Origin of the sequence: Devosia sp. BK, assembly GCF_032907385.1 — a bacterium.
Taxonomy (GTDB): domain Bacteria; phylum Pseudomonadota; class Alphaproteobacteria; order Rhizobiales; family Devosiaceae; genus Devosia.
Window position 1 is genome coordinate 1 of sequence record NZ_JAIMBX010000001.1, and the last position, 20285, is coordinate 20285.

Below are 20285 nucleotides of genomic sequence, written 5' to 3' on the forward strand. Positions count from 1 at the left end.
GGTGCCGAAAACTGGGCAGTCATCGCCTCGCTGATCGAAACCTGCAAGCTCAATGGCGTCGATCCCTACGCTTGGCTCGCCACGACCCTCCGCGCCATCGTGAGCGACCACAAGCAGAGCCGCATCAACGATCTTCTGCCCTGGAACTTCGCTGCCAAGGTGTGACCGGCACATCGCTTACGGTTCAGAGAACGCAAGCAGCCAATAGTTACGATCAGGAACTGTCCGAAAGCTGGCGCTTTTGCGTGGGGACTGCGTTTTCACACGACAGGGGTCAGTGGAGTGGACCCCATTTCACCGGACAGTCGGCCGTTGGGTTTAGGCACTGAGGCGCAGGAACTCGCGTGGTGAGCGGAACTTAAGCCCGGAGTGCGGGTGGACATCACAATAGTCCTCGATCCATTCGGGCAATAAGGCCAGGATGGTCTTGGCGTCTGGAAGTATGACGGTTGAGGCGTAATCCCTTTTCAAGGTTTTGACGAAGGCCTCGGACATGCCATTGCTTTGCGGGCTTCGTACCGGGGTAAAAAGCAGGTCAATGCCCAGTGCCGCGGCCACCTGTGCAGTCTGCCGGGCGATATAGGCGCTGCCATTGTCCGACAGCCACTCGAGCCGGTGTGGGACCTTGAGTGTGCGGAAGCGGCGCTCGACGGCAGCGATCATCAGATCACAGACCATCTCGCCGGAGATGCCGGCATTGGCAACAGCTGACCAGGCGATGATCTCGCGGTCACAGGCGTCGATGACGAAAACGATCCGCACCACCTCTCCATTCCTGGCATGAATCTCCAGATGATCGGAGCACCAACGGATATTGGAGCGCAGGGCAACCACAACTCCGTCGTGGGTGCGGGTGGGCCGGAGAGCGGTATGCTTTTGAAGGGTGAGCCCGTTCTGCTGCATGACCCTAAGCACACGCTTGGTGTTGACGACGGCCTTGCCTGCCTCACGCCGCTGCCTGTTGAGCAATGCTGTCACACGGCGATAACCATAGGTGGGGCGCTGGTCGATGATCGGGCGCAGCTCGGCAAGAAGGGTAACATCCTCAGGCTTGCGATACGGTCCGCGTGGCTTGGCAGGCTTGCTGGCGCGCTCGGTCAGGTTGGACCTGGAGACGCCCAGAGTGCGGGCAATGGCGCTCATTGGGTATCGTCCTCGGGATTGCTCCACGACAGCAAGGGCGAGGTCCGTTTTTTTGGGCGCGCGAGATCCAAGGCCTCCCTCAAGATCTCGGCTTCCATGGTCTTCTTGCCGAGCATGCGCTCGAGGTCACGCACGCGCTTTTCCAGATCGCGGACCTGAGAGGCGCCAACAACATCTTCATCGGCCTGGACGGCCGCGTGGCCGCCCTCGAGCATCCGGCGCTTCCAGGCGAAAAGCTGAGACGGAGAAATGCCAGCCTGGCGGGCCACATAGGAAACGCTCATGCCTGGCTGCATGGCCTGCTCAACCAGCCGCACCTTCTCGGCCACTGACCAGCGACGGCGGCGCTGCACGGAGGTGATGACTTCGACCCGTCGAAACGGCTCGTCGGTACTCTTGGACATAGTCTTACTCATAGGCGCATGCCTATGCCTTATCAGCTATGCCGCCTGTCCGGTCAAAAGGGGGTGCGCTCCAGTCAGTGGTTCGCGCTCGGTACGCCACCTTAAAGTTATGCGCGTTCAACTTGCAGTAAGCGCCAAGGAGATCCCGTCTGACCTGAGGTGTGCGACTGAGGTATTGGCACCGTGGTTTTAATGACGGTGTGAGTTCCTATGTCTGCGCATATGCCCAGTGATAGAAGTTTCCAGTTGCTCGAGGTCGTGCCGAGCCGGATGGAGAACAGTCCTGCGGTGGCGCGGCGCAACTGGCCTGACGAGACCAAGGCGCGGATTGTGGAAGAAGCGCTGGCCCCGGACGTAAACGTTTCGGCGGTGGCGCGGCGATACGGGATGTCGCCGTCGCAACTGTTCGGCTGGCGCCGCAAAGCCATCGCCAAGGGCCAGGTTGAACGACGGGAAGAGCCTGGCGAAGAGGTTGGCGCTTCGGGCGGGGTTATCGAGATCGGTATCGCGGGTGCCACCGTCCGCGTTGGGCCGATGGTCAGCGAGGATCATCTGCGCCGTGTCCTCCGCGCCGTCCCCTCCGCATGATCCCCTCGGGTGTAAAGGTGTTCCTGGCCAGCCAGCCGGTGGACTTCAGGAAAGGACCCGATGGCCTGATCGGCTTGGTTCGGGATGCGGGTGCCGATCCGTTCAACGGTTCGCTTTATGTGTTCCGGGCAAAACGGGCGGACCGGATCAAGATCGTGTGGTGGGATGGCACAGGCCTGTGCCTTTACGCCAAGCGGTTGGAGAAGGCGGCGTTCTGCTGGCCGCGGATTGGCCATAGTCGTGTTCAGTTAGGCCATGCCCAACTGCTGGCCCTGGTCGATGGTATGGACTGGAAACGGGTTCGGGCGGTGCCGGCGAGCCGGCCACAATCGGCTGGGTAAAAGCCTGCGGCAGCCTCGTTCACTGGCGCAAAAGCTAAGGCAATCCGGGGTGTTTTGTGCCATTGTGCGGGCATGAACCCGGCCGATCCGCAGCAGCTTCCCGATGATATCGCCGCCCTCAAGGCGATGGTCTTGGCTGCCCATGCCAGGGAGACCGCAGCCGATCAGAAGCGTCTGGCGCTGGAAGCCGAGGTTGCTGCCCATGAAGCCGCAATCGCTCAAATGAATGCGGCTAAGGCGGCCGACGCCGAAAAGATCGCTCGGCTTGAATCGATCGTGGCCATGCTCAAACGAGCACAGTTCGGGACCCGCTCGGAAAAGCTACGGATCGATCCGCTCGATGCCGAACAGATGGCCTTCGTGTTCGACGAGTTGCAAACGGGACTGGGTGCAATCCGGGCCGAACGCGACAAGCGCGCTGGAACTGCTGCCCTCCGTCCGCCGCGGCCGCGCAAGGGCTTTGCGCCGCATCTGGAACGCATCGAGCAGATTATCGAACCAGAGGTCCCGGCCGACTGCGTAGGCCTTGAAGCTGTTCGCATTGGCGAGGACGTCTCCGAGCGCCTCGATGTGACCCTGGCCACGTTCCGCGTCATCGTCACCCGCCGACCAAAATACGCCTACCGCCTGGCCGATGGTGAGGATCGTATCGTGCAGGCGCCGGCACCCGATCACCTGATTGCCGGCGGTATTCCTACCGAGGCGCTGCTGGCCCAGGTGGCGGTCAGCAAATATGCCGATGGCTTGCCGCTCTATCGGCAGGAAGAGATTTACGCCCGGGACGGTGTGGAACTGGATCGCTCGCTGATGGCCCAGTGGATGGGCCGGGTCGGCTTCGAGCTCGAGCCGCTGGCTCAATACGTCCTGCATACTATCAAACAGGGCGAGCGGATCTTTGCCGACGAGACCCGATTGCCGACCCTGGCGCCGGGCTCGGGCAAGGTGAAGACCGCCTGGCTCTGGGCCTATGCCCGGGACGATCGGCCATTCGGTGGATCAGGACCGCCGATGGTGGCTTATCGCTTCGAAGACAGTCGATCAGGCGATTGCGTCGCCCAGCATCTGGATGGCTATCGCGGTATCCTGCAGATCGATGGCTATGCCGCCTACAATCGGCTCGGCAAGGATCGTGGCACCAATGATGCCATGACCCTGGCCGGGTGTTGGGCCCATTCGCGGCGCAAGTTCTTCGACCTGCATGCCAGCGATGGCTCGCCCTTTGCCAGCGCTGTGGTCAAGGCGATGGCGCCCCTCTGGGCCATCGAGGAGGATATCCGCGGCCATGGCGCCGAACTGCGCACCAGCATCCGGGCCGAGCGCTCCCGCCCCATCGTCACCGAGCTGTTCGCCATGCTGGACCGGGAGCTGCCGCGCCTGTCGGGTAAATCCAAACTGGCCGAGGCCATCCGCTATACCCTGAGCCGCCGCGCCGCCCTCGAGCGCTTCCTCGCCGATGGCCGTATCGAGATCGACTCCAACATCGTCGAACGCGTAATCCGCCCGCAGACCATTACCCGCAAGAATGCGCTCTTTGCCGGCTCCGATGGTGGTGGGCGCGCATGGGCCACAATCGCGACGCTGATCACTACCGCTAAGATGAACGGCGTCGATCCCCATGCCTGGCTAACACAGACCCTCGAACGCATCGAAGCCGGCTGGCCAAACAGCCAGATCGCCGACCTCATGCCATGGAACTTCAGGCAGTAACGGCCTCGGCTACCCGCTTACGATTTGCAGAAGTTGCTATGAGAATGTCCGATAACACCCTCTGCCTGGCCCCACGCCATCCAACTATCGATTTGTCTCCTTGGATCCCAATCGCTGCATGCAGCGCATCGAGTGCAGTCGGCGCACTCGGAATACGTTCCAGTCTTTCCGCTGCGTGAGATTGGCATGAACCAAATCTTTAAGGCAAAGCCATTCCGTCGCCACGTCATCGTTAGATCCACGCAGACAAAAGCTGACGGCATCGAGAGACATAGAACGATAGTATCCCCGACTTATCTAGAGCCCTTGGACCGTCGCTGGTGCTGGTATTTGAGGCCGAAACCACCCACAAATGGTTTGAGGCTGTGCGCTTTATGCGGGCGCGGGCTGGACATGCCAACTCTCATCCCTCTGAAGAAGACTCGACATTGCAGCCTAAATTCGTGAGTTATTAGGAGGGGCGAGGTGGCGGAATGATAGCGGCGGCACAGGACTGGTCGGTATTCGTAGGATACATCTTGATTGCCCTTGCAGGGGCAATAGCGGGCGGGAAATGGCTGGTCATTATGCGTAAAGGCCTGCCTCGAATGAATGCCATCAGCAACGCGAAAGACCTCAAGAAAGCACGGCGGGCAAATAGAGAGATTGCACGCTGGTCTGCGCGTGAACCTCGCTGGATACTCGACATCAATCGTTCAGAAGCAAAGATGCTCAAGCATCGGATTGACACCCGCCAGATAGAGTATTTAGCCAATGGTGTTCGAATACCCGCCGGTTTTGACACGATCAAAATGGTGGCTCCGGATGGGGCAATCGACATCACTCTGAACCGCACCGGAAATTCCGGAGGCTGTTTGGTTTAAGTTATGCGGCCATGGCCGGTTGTTCCAGTGTCGCGTAGAAGTCTGCCTCAGCTTCCGCTAGCGGGATGTTTCCAATGGGTTCGAGGAGGCGCCGGTGATTGAACCAATCCACCCATTCGAGAGTGGCGAACTCAACAGATTCGATGTTTCTCCAGGGTCCGCGCCGGTGGATCACCTCGGCCTTGTAGAGTCCGTTGATGCTTTCGGCCAAGGCGTTGTCGTAACTGTCCCCGACGCTACCCACTGACGGTTCGATCCCAGCCTCGGCCAGACGCTCGGTATAGCGAATGCTGACGTATTGCGACCCGCGGTCCGAATGATGAACCAGACCGCCGCGATGGACGGGCCGACGGTCGTGGATGGCCTGCTCGAGTGCGTCGAGCACGAAGCTGGCATGGGCGGTGCGACTGACCCGCCAGCCCACGATATAGCGGGAATAGACGTCGATCACGAAGGCTACATAGGCGAACCCGGCCCACGTCGCCACATAGGTAAAGTCTGAGACCCAGAGCCTGTTTGGCGCTGGAGCATGGAACTGACGGTTGACGTGATCGAGCGGGCAAGGCGCGGCCTTGTCGCTGATCGTGGTGCGCACTGGCTTGCCGCGAATGACACCCTGCAGGCCGAGTTCCCGCATCAGTCTTTGCACCGTGCATCGCGCAACATCGAACCCTTCCCGCTGCATCTGTCGCCAAACCTTGCGGACACCATAGACCGAGAAGTTCTCGGCAAAGACCCGCATGACCTCAGGCTTGAGAGCTTCATCGCGCTGGGCACGCGCCGACAGTCGCGAGGGATCACGGCGTTGGGTGACATGCTCATGATAGGTGGATGGGGCGACTGGCAGGACTCTGCAGATCGGCTCGACCCCGTAATGCCCACGATAACAGTCGATAAAGGCGATCATCGCTTCAGTGGGCGGTCGAGCTCCGCCTGGGCGAAATATGCGGAGGCTTTGCGAAGGATCTCGTTGGCCTGACGCAGCTCTCGGTTCTCCCGCTCCAGAGCCTTGAGCTTCTCGGCCACATCCGTCGCCACGCCGGCACGTTTGCCACTGTCGACCTCGGCCTTCTTGAGCCATTCGTTGAGGGTGTGCGCCGAGCAGCCGATCTTGCCGGCAACCGACACCACGGCCGCCCAACGAGACGGATACTCCCCGCCATGCTCCTGCACCATCCGAACCGCTCGGGCGCGGACCTCAATCGAAAACTTGTTCGTCGTCTTGCTGGTCATGCTCTATCCTACTCAGGAGTTAGAGCCTCCGGCAAACCCGGCGCGGTTCACTCTGCTGGAAGAACACCATCGTCAAATGGCATCAGATCTTACTGACCTCATGGAGTACGGCACCCTCAAGGAGTCTGCCAAAAACGCCATGACCAGAGTTGCTGCACCCCTCGCGATCGTGGGATTTGTTCTAGAAGTATTTGGCAACTGGCCCCATTAGGTGGTGTGCCGGTGAGGGCCGGAGACCGAACATAAGCCCCTTTGGTGTGAGGTTATCACTTAGGCTTAGCAGTCTCTTCCGGCCTTACATTTCCATCGGCAGGTTCGCCGCCCTGTAATCCGGATTGTCCGCCACCTGCCACCTTCTCGAGCAGATTGTCTGGAAGTTCATCCTTCGGGCCGGGCGATCCAGTTTTTTTGGCAGGTTTCATCGTCATCTCCAGTTCAGGACACTTTAGCCTACCTGCCCTGTCGTCCATACTTGGCTACGCTGCCAGTTTGTCCCGCAATCCCGTCATTCTGTCGCATACGAATGGGACTATTTTTGCGGGCCGTCTTCGCGTGGGCCAGCCATCCGCTCACCCGGCCCGGCGTTTTGTTGGCCGCCACCGGCAACTTTATCCAGAAGCTCGTCAGGCAGTTCGCTGGACTTCGACGCCTTGGGCTTAACAGCCTCTATCTTCTTCTTTGTCAGAAATATCTCCTGCTGCTGGATAATAGCAGCACGGCCTGTGGGGTCAAAGGAGATGGCACGAACGTTTCGTCCCAACCTGCCTGCATTCTGTCCGGGATGGGATGAAACGAGCGCATCTATGGATGATTTCCGCGGTCGCAGTGATTTTGACGGCGAGAGCAAGCTGCTACGCCAGCCTGAACATCCCCATTCCCGTCGAGAAGCGCGGCCGTGCTGACGAAGTTACCGCCATACTTTGCCGCCAAAGCGGAATTTACATTCTGCAGTGCCGTCTTGTAGGTGCCGTTGAATGTTGTCTGAGGGTGCAGCCCAGTGATGAGCGGGTGTCTTGCACCGCTAGATCGGTTCGCAAGGAAACGCTGGATTTGGGTATCCACCGTAGCGAACCACGCTGCACCATCTGGACCAGCGTCGTTGGTCCCAATCCACAGGATCGCATCCCAATATTTGGCTCGGATTTTCGATGCCATGGCACGGTCGATGATCTTCTCGCTGACCTGACCGCCCATACCTTCATTCAGTATCGGCCGACCGGGGCGCAACTTGCCGAGTTGGCTACCTACGTCATTATTCGTGGTAGACCCGGAGCCTTCTGTGAGACTATCGCTGCAAACCGTGGTTGACCTCGCAGGATTGCCGCCAGCATCGAAGGCCGCAGATTGGAACGTCGCTGAGAACGCGATCAGTTCGCCACATTCCAACCCTAAGTTGACCTCGACGCGAAGCCCCCAATCCTGGTTGAAGTCGATGAGCACCGTCTCGACAGTGGGGGCGGCCGAGTAGGAGGCAAATCCGGAAGCTGCAGCCGGACTGGTTTTAGTTTTAGGTGACCGGCTCAGCATGTTGCCGCCAGTGCGCATAAACCCGTTGCCATAGAGCGCGTTGTCTGTCGAGAAACCGGCGTTCTGATAATACATCACTTCAGCAATCGAAGGATAAAACCAGCGATAGTCGTCAGAGATCACGCAGGTGTGCCGGAAGGCAAAATGTCGGCTAGTGCCTGTCAAGCCTGACTGACCTAACCTTACCTTGTTGCCCCCTGAACTGCATAGATCGAAAGGCTGTTCCCGCCACCGGTCGTGTACTTCTCCCAGATGCCTTCAAACGCGAGGAAACTATTGGGGTGGAGCCGCCCCCCTTTTATAACCTTGGAGAAAAAGGTGTAGGGGGTGGCGGAAGAACTGCCCCAAACTGGCTCTGATCGGCCTGCTGCGGCAAGGACAACAAGGCTGGATTGTACCCTAGATAGGTCCGACGCGGATGCCTCATCCATGGCGGGGATGATGTCGGCTGTAGAAACATAAGGTCCAGCTATTATGCAGCCCTCGTAATCAGTGGCTTTTCGTCAACACGGCTATGAAGAGGCTGGCCAGAGAGGCGCGACCGTAGAACGTTGGAACCCACGCCCTTACTTAGTGCGACAGGTACCGATCTTTGGTGCCAAAAGCACCAAGTCCGCTACCCTAAAGACTTTCGGCTGCTGTTAGGCGCCCGAAAGTTGGGTAGACCGAACCAGTAAGCCACGGTCTGGGCGCTACGGGCTTTTCTGGTTTTGGGCGGTTTGTGGACGAGGGCCAATCCGGGGTGACCAGGACAGGTATGACGCAGATGATAAGATAAAGAGGTCTTTGAAGCTACGTTTTCCGTGGCAGATGCAGCCGAGCGAGGGGGAGATGCCGATCCATCATAGATCCGCGCGCGATTGCCTGCAGGCAAAGATAAAGGTTTATCTGTCTGGTAAGGTATCAGTTCATGCCGGTTGATAGGCGGTCTTCCGGTTTGTTGGTGTTTGGTCGGCGGTGCTCGAGGTTGGCACCATTGCGGAAAGAATCGATGATCACCATGGTGCCGCCGCAGCAGGGATAAGATGGCGCGGGTGTAACGTCTCGAGGCTGGCGGTTCTTCCTGCTACGGGGCCAAGCCACGTATGTTGCGACCTGGGCGGAGCTTTCCTTTCGCGTGGAACCGGTGAGCAGACCGTTGTGCATGATGCGGTGAAAGCCGGGTCTCAGAACACGGCCGTTTGCGGGAAGCCAGCTTTCGTCGGGTGGAAGGCAATTTGGTGCGCCACGCAGCATCTTTAGGCGGTGAGAGGGACTCCTCGAAATCTCGATGAATGTCAAAGGCACCGACGACGCTCGGCGCGCAGAGAGCGGTATCAACGCATAAAATCGTCCCTCGAGGCCTCTTTTTCTCCGTCAACGAGGCCTTGTGACGGGGCAGGGCGGTGGGGCAAATGTCCGGAAACGCCTTCTGTCGTTCATCAACCGAGCTGTGGGGATGTCTCGCTGCAATAAGGGTCGGGCAACGGCCCGTCCCTTCCTCTGGATACTGTGGCAATCCAAGAAGGCGATGCGCGAAGATTCGTTGTTATGCGTACCACGTCGGACTGATCCTGCCGAAGGAGTTCCTTCACATCCGCATTTTCGGTGAGTAGGTGCGGTTCAGGATATCATCGTTTGACTGCCAATTCCCCAATGCGACGAGAATTTTCCTTCTCTCGGACTCTCTTCCTAATACAATATGTGTTTAATGAGATCGTCCGCGCGCGAAGGTTGTCTCGGCCCTTATCTGGCGACAAACCGAACCACCTGTTCTATTAAGAAACCAGGGCCCACGTTATTTTCCACCGGGCGGCTGGTCACCTGTTGATGACTGGGATGTTCGGCAATATGGCCCGGAATATCGGCGTGCCAAGTTTGCAGTTAACATCGTCCAGCTTGGCGTTCACGATGAGGCTATAAATTAAGGTGGCCCGCTGCCCGCCGCGGTCGGAGCCGGCGAATAGCAAAGCCTTCTATCCAAGTGCGATAACTTTCAGAGCCCGTTCGGCCGCATTGCTGGTCAGATAGATCTGCCATCCTGCGGAACTGCGTGAATGCGGGCCAGCTTGAGCATATAGTCCACGGCCTTAGAAAAATTCTCCTGCCCCGACAATCTAGGGCGGTGCTTGAGCATGAGGCTTCGACCTCACTCATCACCGCGCGCTCAAAACGCCACTCATCGTCAGCTGCTTGGGTGATCACCAGCCATTATTGGGCCTCTCGACCTCGAACAGGCCAACTAGGCGCCGTACGATCGCAAGGTAAGCGCAAAGCTGACCCCGTCTGTTCAGCCGGCTGAGGCGGCGGTATTTGGCACCTTTTGGTTGGTGAGGGGTGTCATGTTCTATGTCTGAGACTATGCGTGCGGATAGAAGTTTCCATCTGATTGGGGCTGTTCCGGATCGTCTGGAAGGCGCTCCGGTAGCACGCCGGCGTTGCTGGTCGGACGAGTTTAAGGCGGCGACGGTCGCTCGGAGCCTGGAGCCGGTCGCGAACGTGTCGGCGCTCGCACGCGAGATTGGGATCTTGCCGTCGCAGCTGTTCGGCTGGCGGTCCAAGGCGGCCGGCAGGGGCAAAGTAAAACGGGTAAGCACGAGCGCAACGGGGACCGGAACGGCGGACGGCACGGCCATCGAGGTTTTCGTGGATGGCATGCTGGTCCGTGTCGGCGCTGATGTTGATGAGGATCACCTGCGCCGTGTGCTTCGCGCCGTCCGGTCCGCATGATCCCCTCGGGCGTAAAGGTCTTCCTGGCCAGCCAGCCGGTGGATTTTAGGAAAGGACCAGATGGCCTGATCGGCCTGGTGCGCGATGCCGGTGCCGATCCCTTCAAGGGCTCGCTCTATGTGTTCCGAGCAAAACGGGCGGATCGGATCAAGATCGTTTGGTGGGATGGGACAGGCCCTTGTCTCTAAGCCAAGCGTCTGGAGAAGGCGGCATTCTGCTGGCCGCGGATTGGCCATAGTCGGGTGCAGTTGAGCACTGCACAACTGCTGGCATTGGTAGAGGGACTGGACTGGAAACGGGTGCACGCGGTGCCTGAGAACACCCCGCAATCGGCTGGGTAAAACTCTGCGGCAGCCTCGTTCACTGGCACGAAAGCCGAGGCAATACGGTTTGTTTTGTACCATGATGTGGCTATGGTTCCGGCCGATCCGCAGCAGCTTCCTGATGATGTCGACGCCCTCAAGGCGATGATCGCTGCTGCCCATGCCGAAAAGGCGTCGGCCGATCAGGAGCGTCTGGCACTGGAAGCCGAAATTGCCGAACTCAAGCTCATCAACGCCACGGCCGACGAGCGGATTGCGCGACTGACCTCGATCATCGCCATGCTGCAGCGTGCCCAATACGGCACACGCTCTGAACGGCTGCGGCACGACCCGCTCGATGACGAGCAAATGGCCTTCGTGTTCGACGAGATCGAGACCGGCATTGGCGAGATCGAGGCCGGGCTGGCCGCGCGCGACAAACAAGCTGCGACGCCATGGGCTTCACGTCCTCGCAAGGGCTTCGCGCCACACCTGGAGCGTATCGAACAGGTCATCGAGCCGGAGGTGCCGGCCGACTGCGTTGGTCTGGAGGCCGTCCGAATTGGCGAAGATCTCTCCGAACGGCTCGATGTGACCCCAGCCACGTTCCGCGTCATCGTCACCCGCCGGCCCAAATACGCATACCGCCTGGCAGATGGCGAAGACCGCATCGTGCAGGCGTCGGCACCCGATCACCTGATTGCCGGCGGTATTCTTACCGATGCGCTGCTGGCCCAGGTGGCGGTCAGCAAATATGCCGATGGCTTGCCGCTCTATCGGCAGGAAGAGATTTACGCCCGGGACGGTGTGGAGCTGGATCACTCGCTGATGGCTTAGTGGATGGGCCGGCTTGGCTTCGAGCTCGAGCCGCTGACCCAGTATGTTCTGCACACCATCAAACAGGGCGAGCGGGTCTTTGCCGATGAGACCCGATTACCGACGCTGGCGCCGGGCTCGGGCAAGGTGAAGACCGCCTGGCTCTGGGCTTATGCCCGGGATGATCGACCGTTCGGTGGATCAGGACCGCCGATGGTGGCCTATCGGTTCGAGGACTCTCGGTCCGGCGATTGCGTCGCCCGGTATCTGGAGGGTTATCGCGGTATGCCGCAGATCGATGGCTATGCCGCCTTTAATCGGCTGGGCAAGGATCGTGGCGACAATGATGCCATGACCCTGGCCGGGTGCTGGGCCCACGCGCGGCGCAAGTTCTTCGACCTGCATGCCAGCGATGGCTCGCCCTTTGCCAGCGCTGTGGTCAAGGCGATGGCGCCCCTATGGGCCATCAAGGAGGATATCCGCGGTCATGGTTCCGACCTGCGTGCCAGCATCCGCGCCGAGCGATCCGGTCCCATCGTCGTCGAGTTGTTCGACATGCTGGACCGGGAGCTGCCGCGCCTGTCGGGCAAATCCAAACTGGCCGAGGCCATCCGCTATACCCTGAGCCGCCGCGCCGCCCTCGAGCGCTTCCTCGCCGATGGTCGTATCGAGATCGACTCCAACATCGTCGAACGCGCAATCCGTCCCCAGACCATTACCCGCAAGAATGCGCTCATTGCCGGCTCCGATGGTGGTGGGCGAGCCTGGGCCACAATCGCAATGCTGCTCACCACAGCCAAGATGAACGGCGTCGATCCGCACGCATGGCTGACCCAGACCCTGCAGCGCATCGCAGCGGGCTGGCCAAACAACCAGATTGCCGAACTGATGCCCTGGAACTTCAAGCCATAACGGCCCCGGTTACCCGCTTACATCGCAAGGACCGTGCCGCAGCGTAAGTTCGCTCCTGGCCGAAGCATTTCGGCAAATATTCGAGCCGGTTTTCCATGATGCGGTTGTCTATCGCTTGGCCGTCGGTGCCGACGATGGTCCACCGATAACGTCACGCACTGAAAAGACCCATGCCTCGGTTGACGCTCGTTACTTAGGAAGGAGGGAAGAGAACACCGCGCATGTTCTTTCAGACTTCTGGTTCGTCGAGATCGGGCTCATCGTAAACACTGTACTCTTCGGACCATTCCTCATCATGATCGCCCGTTTCCCAAAATTGTTCGACATCAAAGCTGTCATCATCGGCTTGGTCGAAAGGCGCGTCCAGGCTGTCGAAAGCAGCATGTTCCGCATCTAGACTATCGCCGGGGACTGAGGCCATTATCGTCTCTTCAGCGAACCAGGCTTCAAGCCGTTGAAGTAAGAGCGCCTCATCCGACGCCTTGTCGTTGTTCGGAAAAACCCATTCGAGCTCATCCGGAACAGTTGCGAGCATCCTCATGATGACAGCCATGGAGGATTTCGAGGTTATGACTTGTCCATCAAAATCGACGCCGAAGCGTGGCCAACCCCCAAGATTGGGAGCATTGGGCTTCGTTTGAGGGGCAAAGGTAATTGCCGTTCGCGGTACGATTGGAGTTCTCTCCTGGACGATCCCAGTGCGAGGGTGAGAAAAGCCCAGCGGCTTCCATTCGAGAACTGGGGCATGTTCAGCAATTAAGTCGATCAGTTCTAGCCGTGCCCAGTCGCTGTCTGCCCGTCTCAAACAGACGAGTTTATTGTTTCCCGCAACCGCTGCAGCCAGGACTAGCGACAGTTCTGCGGCGACTAGTGCATCGGGATCGTCAAGGATGATAAGCGCGTCGGAGACCATCTTGGAGGTAAGCGCCGCGGCCTCGACCACAATGGACTGCGGTAACGGATGGCCTGCGGGGGACGCGATCGATACGGCTCGCAGACCAACTCTCTTGGCAAGCCCCGCGAGGTCGCCGGCTAAAGCGTCCGCTGCGTTTTCGGTTTTTACAATGACCAGATCCGGCCCTGAAAAAATGTTGGCAAGTACGGTGCTCGTTGATTGGGTAAAGCCCTCAACGACAAGATGACTAACTTCGCGTTGTCCGAGGAAGCGCTCGGCGAGGATGAGACCACGACCAATCGCTGCCATTTCGTGATGCACCAGTCCAACGCTCGCATACCATTCGCCTGACCCTTCAGGCGTTGAAAGTGCAACGCAACCAAGGCCGATAGCTGCATCGGCGGCCTCGAGCCCGAGCGATCCAGGCAGGTGACGCATAAAGAAACGGTTGAGTTCGTTTCGCGTGAATGGCGCTTTGAGGCTTTGGAGCATACCGTCAATTTTTAAGGCGGCCTCGGTATTGTCGTACTCCCTGCTTTGATTAACCAGAAGCTCGCGCCCATCAACAGTGCCGCTGGCTGTGCGCTTTTTTGCCCGCCAGCCTCTCACCAGCCGGAGTGGCGCGGGCGTTAAAGAAACGGGAGGATTCGGAGTAACTCGAAGGTCGCTTCCCGATCCCGCAAAAAATGTGTTCTGGAAATTTCCCCAAAGCCTTCCCCACTTCCGGCCATAGGTCTTTCCATTCCTGTTCACAGGGTCAAGAGCGGTATAACGCCGGCTCGACCAACCATGTGGAGTGCGCTGTCGCGGAGAGATAAGCGCATGTACGTGGAGGTTGACGGCAGACATGGCCATTGCCGTTGCAAAAGAGTCTTCCTCTCCCACAGAAAGGAGAAGAGCGTCCATGTCGAATTCTTGTTCCGATTTATGCGGCGAATGCAAAGCGACTATTGCTGTAAGCCCGTGCTTTTCGACAATAACGTTACGGATGAATTCCTCAGCCATTGCCTGGCTTATTTCGATCGCTTGTTCCTCGGGCCTCGGTAGGGCAAGGACAAGTTCAAAGCCTAAGGCGGCATCCTTGCGATTACTGGCCATCTCCAAGCCGGTGCAAAGCTCAATAGCCGATCTGACAGGAGCGGCCCCATTGGGTAGAAGCACTGTACCGGCGAGGTAATCTCCGTAATGTGTAAAGTCGTACGACTTGCCAGTGCGATCCGAAACTGCCCGCGTACGCATCACATATGCCACTCGTTCGATCGTCGAGTGTCCGCGTGAGCGCTGGATGAGCTCGGCTCTTGCGAAAGAGATAGCCACTGCGTGTCTTTCTAGGAAATGAACCGCCCTACACAGGTTCTGGCAAGCGACAAAGCTGAAATCTGCCTCGAATGCAAAAAAAACCGGGGCAGGCGCGTGTGCCTTGCGTAGGTCCGAGTCACCCTGGGTCAGCGGCCGGTTTGCAAGGTGCATACCGGGGCGTCAAGTACAGGAAGGCTTCTGGTGTCGAACAAAATGAAAAAAGATGATTTGGCCGAGACGGCTAAGCTCCTCAAGGAGACGCAGCGTAGCCTGACCAAGATGCAGCTTGGTGCGCAGACGCCGGCAGCGCGTTCCGAAGCGCTCTTGCAGAAGCGTGCGCGGGTCGAGGTCGCTGAGATTAAGGGCGATCTTGCAATTAAGGGCTCACTCGCCCGTATCTGTGACGAAATCGGGCTCCACCGCTGCCGCCTCGATACAAGTGCTCTGCGCGGGGCCATGCTGGTTGCGATGGATAACGACCGCGACGCCGCGACGATTCAGCGCTTTCATGACCGGGATGCCGAATTCCAGAACTCGCGGAAAAGAGTAAAGCCCGGAGTTTCCGCCTTTGTTGTCGCTGCCGCTCCGAGCCATGAGCTTGTGGAGAAGGCCCGCGAAATTGGTCTCAAGGCAGATCTGCTCGTAGGTGGGTTCAAGGGAAGGGCAGCCCTCACTGATCTTATTGATCTTGGCGAGCGCTTCTCCTCTACCATCCGCGTCGAGATCAAGAAAACGGCGTACCTGCTCGTTAACGCAGGAAAGGTCGATAGCGCGGTCTGCAATATGCTTGTCCAGAACGATGTTGGCATCCTCGCTGACACAACGGAACCTTCGAAGGACAACGAAGAGGTCGTTGGAAAACCCGGCGAGGGCACCGATGTGATGGACAACAAGCCGACGATGGAAACCGTGGCGGCGGATAGTGCCCGTCACCATCAAGCTCGCTCAATGGGGAATTCCGGGCGGCGTTCGGTTATCACTGGTCCAATGCGCCCGACCTAACGAACGGAGAGGTGTCTGACGAATTAACCTTCATGCCTTCGTGAAGTGCTATTAACTGGCATGGTACTCAAGACGACCGTCAGGCTCGCACCGACTGCAGACAACCAAAGGCAGAACCTAGTGTTCTGCCTTTTTGCTTAGAATATCCATTTGCAGGCGGGCAGATTCTCCGGTGAGCCATATTCAAGACTGGTCCGCTGCTCCCGAGCGGATGGCGACAATATTCAGCAAAAATTTATGCATTTTAACGTTTGTCGCTTTCAAGAGCTCGGGCGAGCATACCTCACAACAACAATGTGAGGCCGATTCTTGTCTAATCCTCTTACTCCCCCGACGACGCTGAATACCCTCGAAAGCGAGCTTCGTTTGGCTCTGCTGGTGCAGGCGCGCCACATCGCGTATGTCGCAAATGTGCAAGCAGCCACAGCATTTCTAGGTCACGAAGTCGATTGGGACACGTGGGAAGGCGAAACCGTCAGTTTCGACTTGGCACCCTTCCACATTTGGACAATCGTCAAGGCGGCATATGAATATGCCTACCGTTTCGATCCGACCGACTATGTCGGACTTGGTGTCGACCTCCTAGATCTGTTCAACAGTTTTAGTCAATGGGAAGCGGGCGGCATCCTCAGCCCACTATGGTTTCCTGATAGCCCTTTGCGCCAGCTTGCTGATAAGGCACGTGCTCGAGACAAATTTGACAAAGACGAAGTTATGGACCTCAAAGAGCTCTCGCGCTTGCTCGACTGCTCGGAAGACACGATAAAGTCGCTTTTTTCGTACGGTGGAGGACCGGAAGTTCCTTGGTTCCGGGCCAGCGAGGTTTCCCACATCGTGAAGATGCACCCAAATTTCGTGCCATCCCAGTAGACGTGACTCGATATCATGAATGCTGATGGGTAGAGCAGACGAGGTTTCTGCTGAACGCTTACCCCGAAGCGCGCGATAAGGCATTACTTGATTTAGGAATAACCTCGAGCATTTGCCGGCAGGATATAACTATCACAACCCTGCCGGTTTTGGCTTAAAGGATTCAGAAGCGTCGGTTTTTAGGCCCGAGCTCTGTTCAACAGATTTGCTGCTCAAACTGCAATCTGCGGTAATCTGCTTTCTCCGCCCGAGCATGTGATAGCCGGACCCGATATTGGGAAATGAGGGCTGAGACACACGGCCTGAATATGGCAAGACCGGCAATGAATATAACATGAAGCGCCACAAGGACGACGTCTCAGACCTGTACCGACGGTAGTTCTTTGCCTAACCTTATGTGTCATCGAATCTTCTTGGCTGTCTGTTTTGAGACGAAATCGGCTATTACACAGTCGATGGAATGGCGTTGATGTGCGCCCAGGCGCATTTGGCTTGAGCTGCCATTTTTGTCTCGCCCATCGTGGCGCAGTCGAACAATCCCACAGCTGCGCGACCCGTGTCCGTTCGGAAGCTGGCCGCCCTTCGCACATTCTCAGTCAGCTTGGCAGTGTCAGCCCTCTGCCGTCGAAAGATTATGATGGGGCAAACGCTTTCATGAATCGCGCTTGAGAGCGCTCGATATGAATATGCATGGACTGCCTTGTCGCTTCAGCATCGCGGGCGCTTATCGCCTCGATGATATGGCGGTGTTCTGAGATGGCATCGCTCGTGACCCGAGCATGGTAGAAGAGGCGGAAAAGATGGACGTGTGTGTGCAGGCTTGCCAGCGTTTCCTGTACTAGGTCATTTCCGCCAGCGTGGGCGATCAGATCGTGGAATTGACCATCGAGCTGCGCGAAGCGGCCATAGGCTTCCGAGATGTTTTCATTGCTGCCTGCCTCCATCTCTGACGCCAGCTTGGAAAGAGTGGCGCGCGCTTCGTCGGTCATGTTCAGGGCAGCGCGAGCCGCAGCGTGCGGTTCGAGCAGCAGGCGCAATTCATAGAGCTGCTCAAGACGAGAGCGGTCCATCTGATTGGCCGCGCTATAACCAATGAGATGAGTCTTGACCACCAGTCCCTCGGCTTCAAGGCGAGAGAGGGCCTCTCGGATCGGGGTTTGGGAAACGCCCAATTCGCGCACCAGCCGATCCACGGAAATGCGCCCACCGGGTGAGATCTCCCGGGACATGAGCTGGGCATAAATGGCGTTGTAAACCTCTTCCCCCAGGCGCGTGGGACGCTTGAGGGGAAGTGCCTGGCCAGCCCGCTTATCGCCAAAGACCATCTAGTCCCAATCCATGTTGTCTATTGACCTGCCCATTCAATACCACCATAGTCCGAAACGCTCAATCATATATCCGATCGGATTTGATATAGTGCCGATTGTCGCCGAAAGCGAAGCTCGCCAGACAGCCGAACGTGCACTCGTTCGGGCAGGCGTGCCTGTCGAGAACGCTAGTGTTCAGGTCGATCTCTGGTTGGATGCTGATCTGCGGGGCGTCCCATCCCATGGTCTCCTGCGGCTCGAGCGCCTCGTCGAACGTCTGGCTGCCGGTCTTGTCGATCCCAAGACAAGCGGCAAGCAGGAGTGGCGCGGTAGCAGCTATCTCGTCGTTGATGGCGATAATGGGCTAGGGCCGGTGGTCGCCAATGCGGCGCTGGCCAAAGTGACAGCGCGCGCCCGCGAAGCTGGCATTGCGCTCGCAGCAATCCGAAACTCCCAGCACCTTGGCATGCTGGCATGGTATGCAGAGCGCATCGCGCGGGACGGGCAGGCGGCCATCGTGCTGTCGACCAGCGAAGCGCTCGTTCACCCCTGGGGTGGGCGGCATGCCATGGTGGGCACCAACCCCATCTCCATAGCGGTGCCAACCGGCGAGGCCGATCCCTTCGTCATGGATGCTGCGACCAGCCGGGTGTCGATGGGAGAGATCCATGACTACGCCAATCGCGGCGAATCCCTTCCGCCCGATTGGGCGCTAGACGCCCGGGGCGATCCGACAACGGACCCGAACGCTGCCAAGGCCGGCGCCATTGCCCCGTTTGGCGATGCAAAGGGCTATGCCATGGGACTGGCCTTCGAACTGCTTGTCAGCGCCCTCTCCGGCGCGGCGCTGGGAACGGACGTGCATGGGACGCTGGACGCTGTCCATCCGTGCAACAAGGGCGATGTGTTCATTGTCATCGATGGCCCGAACACCGCGGGCTTGTCGGCTTATCTCGAGCTGATCCGCACCGCCGAGCCCGCATCGGGGTTTGAGCGTGTGCTTGTGCCGGGTGAGCGAGGCAGGGCCAAGAGGGCGAAGCAGATCAAGAGCGGCGTTCCGATCGCCGACACGGTCTGGCGGCGCATCCAGCACCTGGCGCACGGTGCCCAAAGTCTCGAACGGGTGACGTCATGACCCCCATTTTTGCCGTTTCCCGTTTGCCGCGAACCCTGGTGTTTGGCGCCGGTCAACGCGCCGCACTCCCCGGCTATGCCGCAACATTGGGCCGAAAGGCCTTGGTCGTGACCGATGAGCGGTTGGCCGCCGATCAGCAATTTCTCGACCTGATGCAGGCCCTTGAAGCGGCACATGTCGAGATCGCGGTCTTTTCGGGCACGATTGCAGAACTGCCGGCCTCGTGCATCCTCCAAGGGCTCGACGCAGGCAAGACATTCGGCGCCGACCTTGTTATCGGTATAGGTGGCGGCAGCTGCCTTGACGCCGCCAAGATCATCGCGCTCCTGCTCAGCCATGGTGGAGCGCCATCGGACTATTACGGGGAATTCAAGGTCCCTGGGCCCATCCTGCCGCTGATCGCCATTCCCACGACGTCGGGCACCGGATCGGAAGTGACCCCGGTGGCCGTCGTCTCCGATCCGGACCGCGCAGTGAAGGTCGGCATTGCCAGCCCGCATCTGATACCGCATACCGCCATCTGCGACCCAGAACTGACCTATTCCTCCCCCACTGGCCTCACCGCCTTTTCTGGCGCCGATGCGCTGACACATGCCATTGAAGCGTTCACCAATCTGCGCCGGTCCGTGGAAGCAAACACCGTGCATGAGCATGTGTTTGTGGGCAAGAACGCCTTTTCCGACCAGCATGCGCTCGAGGCCATCCGTTTGGTTTCAGGCAGCCTCGAAACAGCCTGCCGGGATGGCAGCGACGTTCTGGCACGAAACAATCTGATGATGGGGTCGACCTTAGCCGGGCTGGCCTTCGGCACGGCCGGCACCGCTGCCGCTCACGCCGTGCAATATCCGGTGGGAGCGTTGACGCACACCCCACACGGCATGGGGGTGGCGGTCATGCTGCCCTTTGTGATGGCGTTCAACAAGTCGCATGCCGAGCCAGAAATGGCCCAGATCGCCGACGCCATGGGCGTTGGCGATGGGCTGAGCCAGGCGGCCCGCGCCGATGCGGCCATCGACGCGGTGACCGACCTTCTCTCCGCCATCGGCATTCCCGGTTCGCTGCGTGACCTCGGCATTGCCGAGGATCAATTGGGCTGGATCGCGGAAGCGGCATTGGGAGCCACGCGGCTCGTCAAAAACAATCCGCGCCCCCTCGACCCGGCGAGCATGACCCTGCTCGTCAACGCCGCCTTTGTTGGCGACCGCACCGCCGTTCGGCGCTCTGCATAGGAT

The 20285-nt window shown here is 58.8% G+C and carries 17 protein-coding genes, 2 pseudogenes and 1 other annotated feature; of the genes and pseudogenes, 12 read left to right on the forward strand and 7 right to left on the reverse strand.

Annotation, left to right across the window (positions count from 1 at the left end; all coding sequences use genetic code 11):
• A partial coding sequence (locus DevBK_RS00005; protein ID WP_317185564.1) for a transposase domain-containing protein occupies positions 1-165 on the forward strand: 165 nt, incomplete at its 5' end.
• Positions 166-318: 153 nt separating this feature from the next.
• On the opposite strand, the gene DevBK_RS00010 is transcribed toward DevBK_RS00005, so the two are convergent.
• Positions 319-1559, reverse strand: a protein-coding gene (locus DevBK_RS00010) for an IS3 family transposase (protein ID WP_410494013.1) whose coding sequence is annotated in 2 segments (ribosomal slippage) — positions 319-1199 and positions 1199-1559 — 1242 coding nt in all. Because the reading frame shifts where the segments join, the coding sequence is not laid out codon by codon here.
• Between the two features lie 198 nt (positions 1560-1757).
• Here DevBK_RS00010 and DevBK_RS00015 point away from each other — a divergent pair.
• The 4 genes from DevBK_RS00015 to DevBK_RS00030 all read left to right on the forward strand — a co-directional run bounded on the left by DevBK_RS00015 (position 1758) and on the right by DevBK_RS00030 (position 5046).
• On the forward strand, positions 1758-2135 hold the full coding sequence (locus DevBK_RS00015; protein ID WP_317183983.1) for a transposase: 378 nt from the start codon (positions 1758-1760) through the stop codon (positions 2133-2135).
• A gap of 17 nt (positions 2136-2152) precedes the next feature.
• Entirely contained in the window at positions 2153-2476 is a 324-nt protein-coding gene (gene tnpB / locus DevBK_RS00020; protein WP_317183984.1) for an IS66 family insertion sequence element accessory protein TnpB, read from the forward strand.
• Between the two features lie 72 nt (positions 2477-2548).
• A complete protein-coding gene (tnpC, locus tag DevBK_RS00025) occupies positions 2549-4183 on the forward strand; it encodes an IS66 family transposase (protein ID WP_317183985.1) in 1635 nt (544 codons plus the stop codon).
• A gap of 518 nt (positions 4184-4701) precedes the next feature.
• The gene (locus DevBK_RS00030; RefSeq protein ID WP_317183986.1) at positions 4702-5046 is read left to right on the forward strand and encodes a hypothetical protein; all 345 of its coding nucleotides are present in this window, start codon (positions 4702-4704) and stop codon (positions 5044-5046) included.
• Between the two features lies 1 nt (position 5047).
• Here DevBK_RS00030 and DevBK_RS00035 read toward each other — a convergent pair.
• From DevBK_RS00035 to DevBK_RS00050, 4 genes are all read right to left on the reverse strand, one after another.
• A protein-coding gene (locus DevBK_RS00035; RefSeq protein ID WP_317183987.1) for an IS3 family transposase occupies positions 5048-6279 on the reverse strand; the annotation gives its coding sequence in 2 pieces (ribosomal slippage) (positions 5048-5985 and positions 5985-6279; 1233 coding nt in all).
• Positions 5879-5995: a sequence feature (AL1L pseudoknot), on the reverse strand. (Overlaps the previous gene by 117 nt.)
• A gap of 266 nt (positions 6280-6545) precedes the next feature.
• A complete protein-coding gene (locus DevBK_RS00040; RefSeq protein WP_317183988.1) occupies positions 6546-6701 on the reverse strand; it encodes a hypothetical protein in 156 nt (51 codons plus the stop codon).
• Between the two features lie 107 nt (positions 6702-6808).
• On the reverse strand, positions 6809-7039 hold the full coding sequence (locus tag DevBK_RS00045; protein WP_317183989.1) for a hypothetical protein: 231 nt from the start codon (positions 7037-7039) through the stop codon (positions 6809-6811).
• A gap of 41 nt (positions 7040-7080) precedes the next feature.
• Positions 7081-7929 (reverse strand): SGNH/GDSL hydrolase family protein, encoded by an 849-nt coding sequence (locus tag DevBK_RS00050; RefSeq protein WP_317183990.1) that lies wholly within the window; start codon positions 7927-7929, stop codon positions 7081-7083.
• A gap of 2205 nt (positions 7930-10134) precedes the next feature.
• Here DevBK_RS00050 and DevBK_RS00060 point away from each other — a divergent pair.
• The 3 genes and pseudogenes from DevBK_RS00060 (at position 10135) to tnpC (DevBK_RS00070) (ending at position 12545) form a co-directional block, all read left to right on the forward strand.
• Positions 10135-10515, forward strand: coding sequence for a transposase (locus DevBK_RS00060; RefSeq protein ID WP_317183991.1), 381 nt, complete (start codon positions 10135-10137; stop codon positions 10513-10515).
• A pseudogene (tnpB, locus tag DevBK_RS00065) lies at positions 10512-10856 on the forward strand (IS66 family insertion sequence element accessory protein TnpB). The gene DevBK_RS00060 and the pseudogene tnpB (DevBK_RS00065) overlap by 4 nt, the downstream one beginning before the upstream one ends.
• Before the next feature lie 72 nt (positions 10857-10928).
• Positions 10929-12545, forward strand: a pseudogene (tnpC, locus tag DevBK_RS00070) (IS66 family transposase).
• 229 nt (positions 12546-12774) lie between these two features.
• Here the strand turns inward: tnpC (DevBK_RS00070) and DevBK_RS00075 are convergent.
• Positions 12775-14910 (reverse strand): MobA/MobL family protein, encoded by a 2136-nt coding sequence (locus tag DevBK_RS00075; RefSeq protein WP_317183992.1) that lies wholly within the window; start codon positions 14908-14910, stop codon positions 12775-12777.
• A gap of 30 nt (positions 14911-14940) precedes the next feature.
• On the opposite strand from DevBK_RS00075, the gene DevBK_RS00080 reads away from it, so the two are divergent.
• Together DevBK_RS00080 and DevBK_RS00085 are read left to right on the forward strand one after the other, a co-directional pair.
• Positions 14941-15741: a hypothetical protein gene (locus tag DevBK_RS00080; protein WP_317183993.1), complete on the forward strand. Its 801-nt coding sequence runs from the start codon at positions 14941-14943 to the stop codon at positions 15739-15741.
• Between the two features lie 309 nt (positions 15742-16050).
• Positions 16051-16611: a hypothetical protein gene (locus DevBK_RS00085; protein ID WP_317183994.1), complete on the forward strand. Its 561-nt coding sequence runs from the start codon at positions 16051-16053 to the stop codon at positions 16609-16611.
• Positions 16612-17243: 632 nt separating this feature from the next.
• Here the strand turns inward: DevBK_RS00085 and DevBK_RS00090 are convergent.
• Positions 17244-17936, reverse strand: coding sequence for a GntR family transcriptional regulator (locus DevBK_RS00090; RefSeq protein ID WP_317183995.1), 693 nt, complete (start codon positions 17934-17936; stop codon positions 17244-17246).
• Positions 17937-18027: 91 nt separating this feature from the next.
• On the opposite strand from DevBK_RS00090, the gene DevBK_RS00095 reads away from it, so the two are divergent.
• Together DevBK_RS00095 and DevBK_RS00100 are read left to right on the forward strand one after the other, a co-directional pair.
• Positions 18028-19053, forward strand: coding sequence for an Ldh family oxidoreductase (locus DevBK_RS00095; protein ID WP_317183996.1), 1026 nt, complete (start codon positions 18028-18030; stop codon positions 19051-19053).
• Entirely contained in the window at positions 19050-20282 is a 1233-nt protein-coding gene (locus DevBK_RS00100; protein ID WP_317183997.1) for an iron-containing alcohol dehydrogenase, read from the forward strand. Before DevBK_RS00095 ends, DevBK_RS00100 begins: the two co-directional genes overlap by 4 nt.
• Positions 20283-20285 lie beyond the last annotated feature (3 nt).

Bases quoted from the DNA above. Each gene is read 5' to 3' on its own strand.
- tnpC (WP_317183985.1), top strand. From the start codon at position 2,549: ATGAACCCGGCCGATCCGCAGCAGCTTCCCGATGATATCGCCGCCCTC.
- DevBK_RS00060 (WP_317183991.1), top strand. From the start codon at position 10,135: ATGTCTGAGACTATGCGTGCGGATAGAAGTTTCCATCTGATTGGGGCT.
- DevBK_RS00075 (WP_317183992.1), bottom strand. From the start codon at position 14,910: ATGCACCTTGCAAACCGGCCGCTGACCCAGGGTGACTCGGACCTACGC.
- DevBK_RS00090 (WP_317183995.1), bottom strand. From the start codon at position 17,936: ATGGTCTTTGGCGATAAGCGGGCTGGCCAGGCACTTCCCCTCAAGCGT.
- DevBK_RS00015 (WP_317183983.1), top strand. From the start codon at position 1,758: ATGTCTGCGCATATGCCCAGTGATAGAAGTTTCCAGTTGCTCGAGGTC.
- DevBK_RS00040 (WP_317183988.1), bottom strand. From the start codon at position 6,701: ATGAAACCTGCCAAAAAAACTGGATCGCCCGGCCCGAAGGATGAACTT.
- DevBK_RS00100 (WP_317183997.1), top strand. From the start codon at position 19,050: ATGACCCCCATTTTTGCCGTTTCCCGTTTGCCGCGAACCCTGGTGTTT.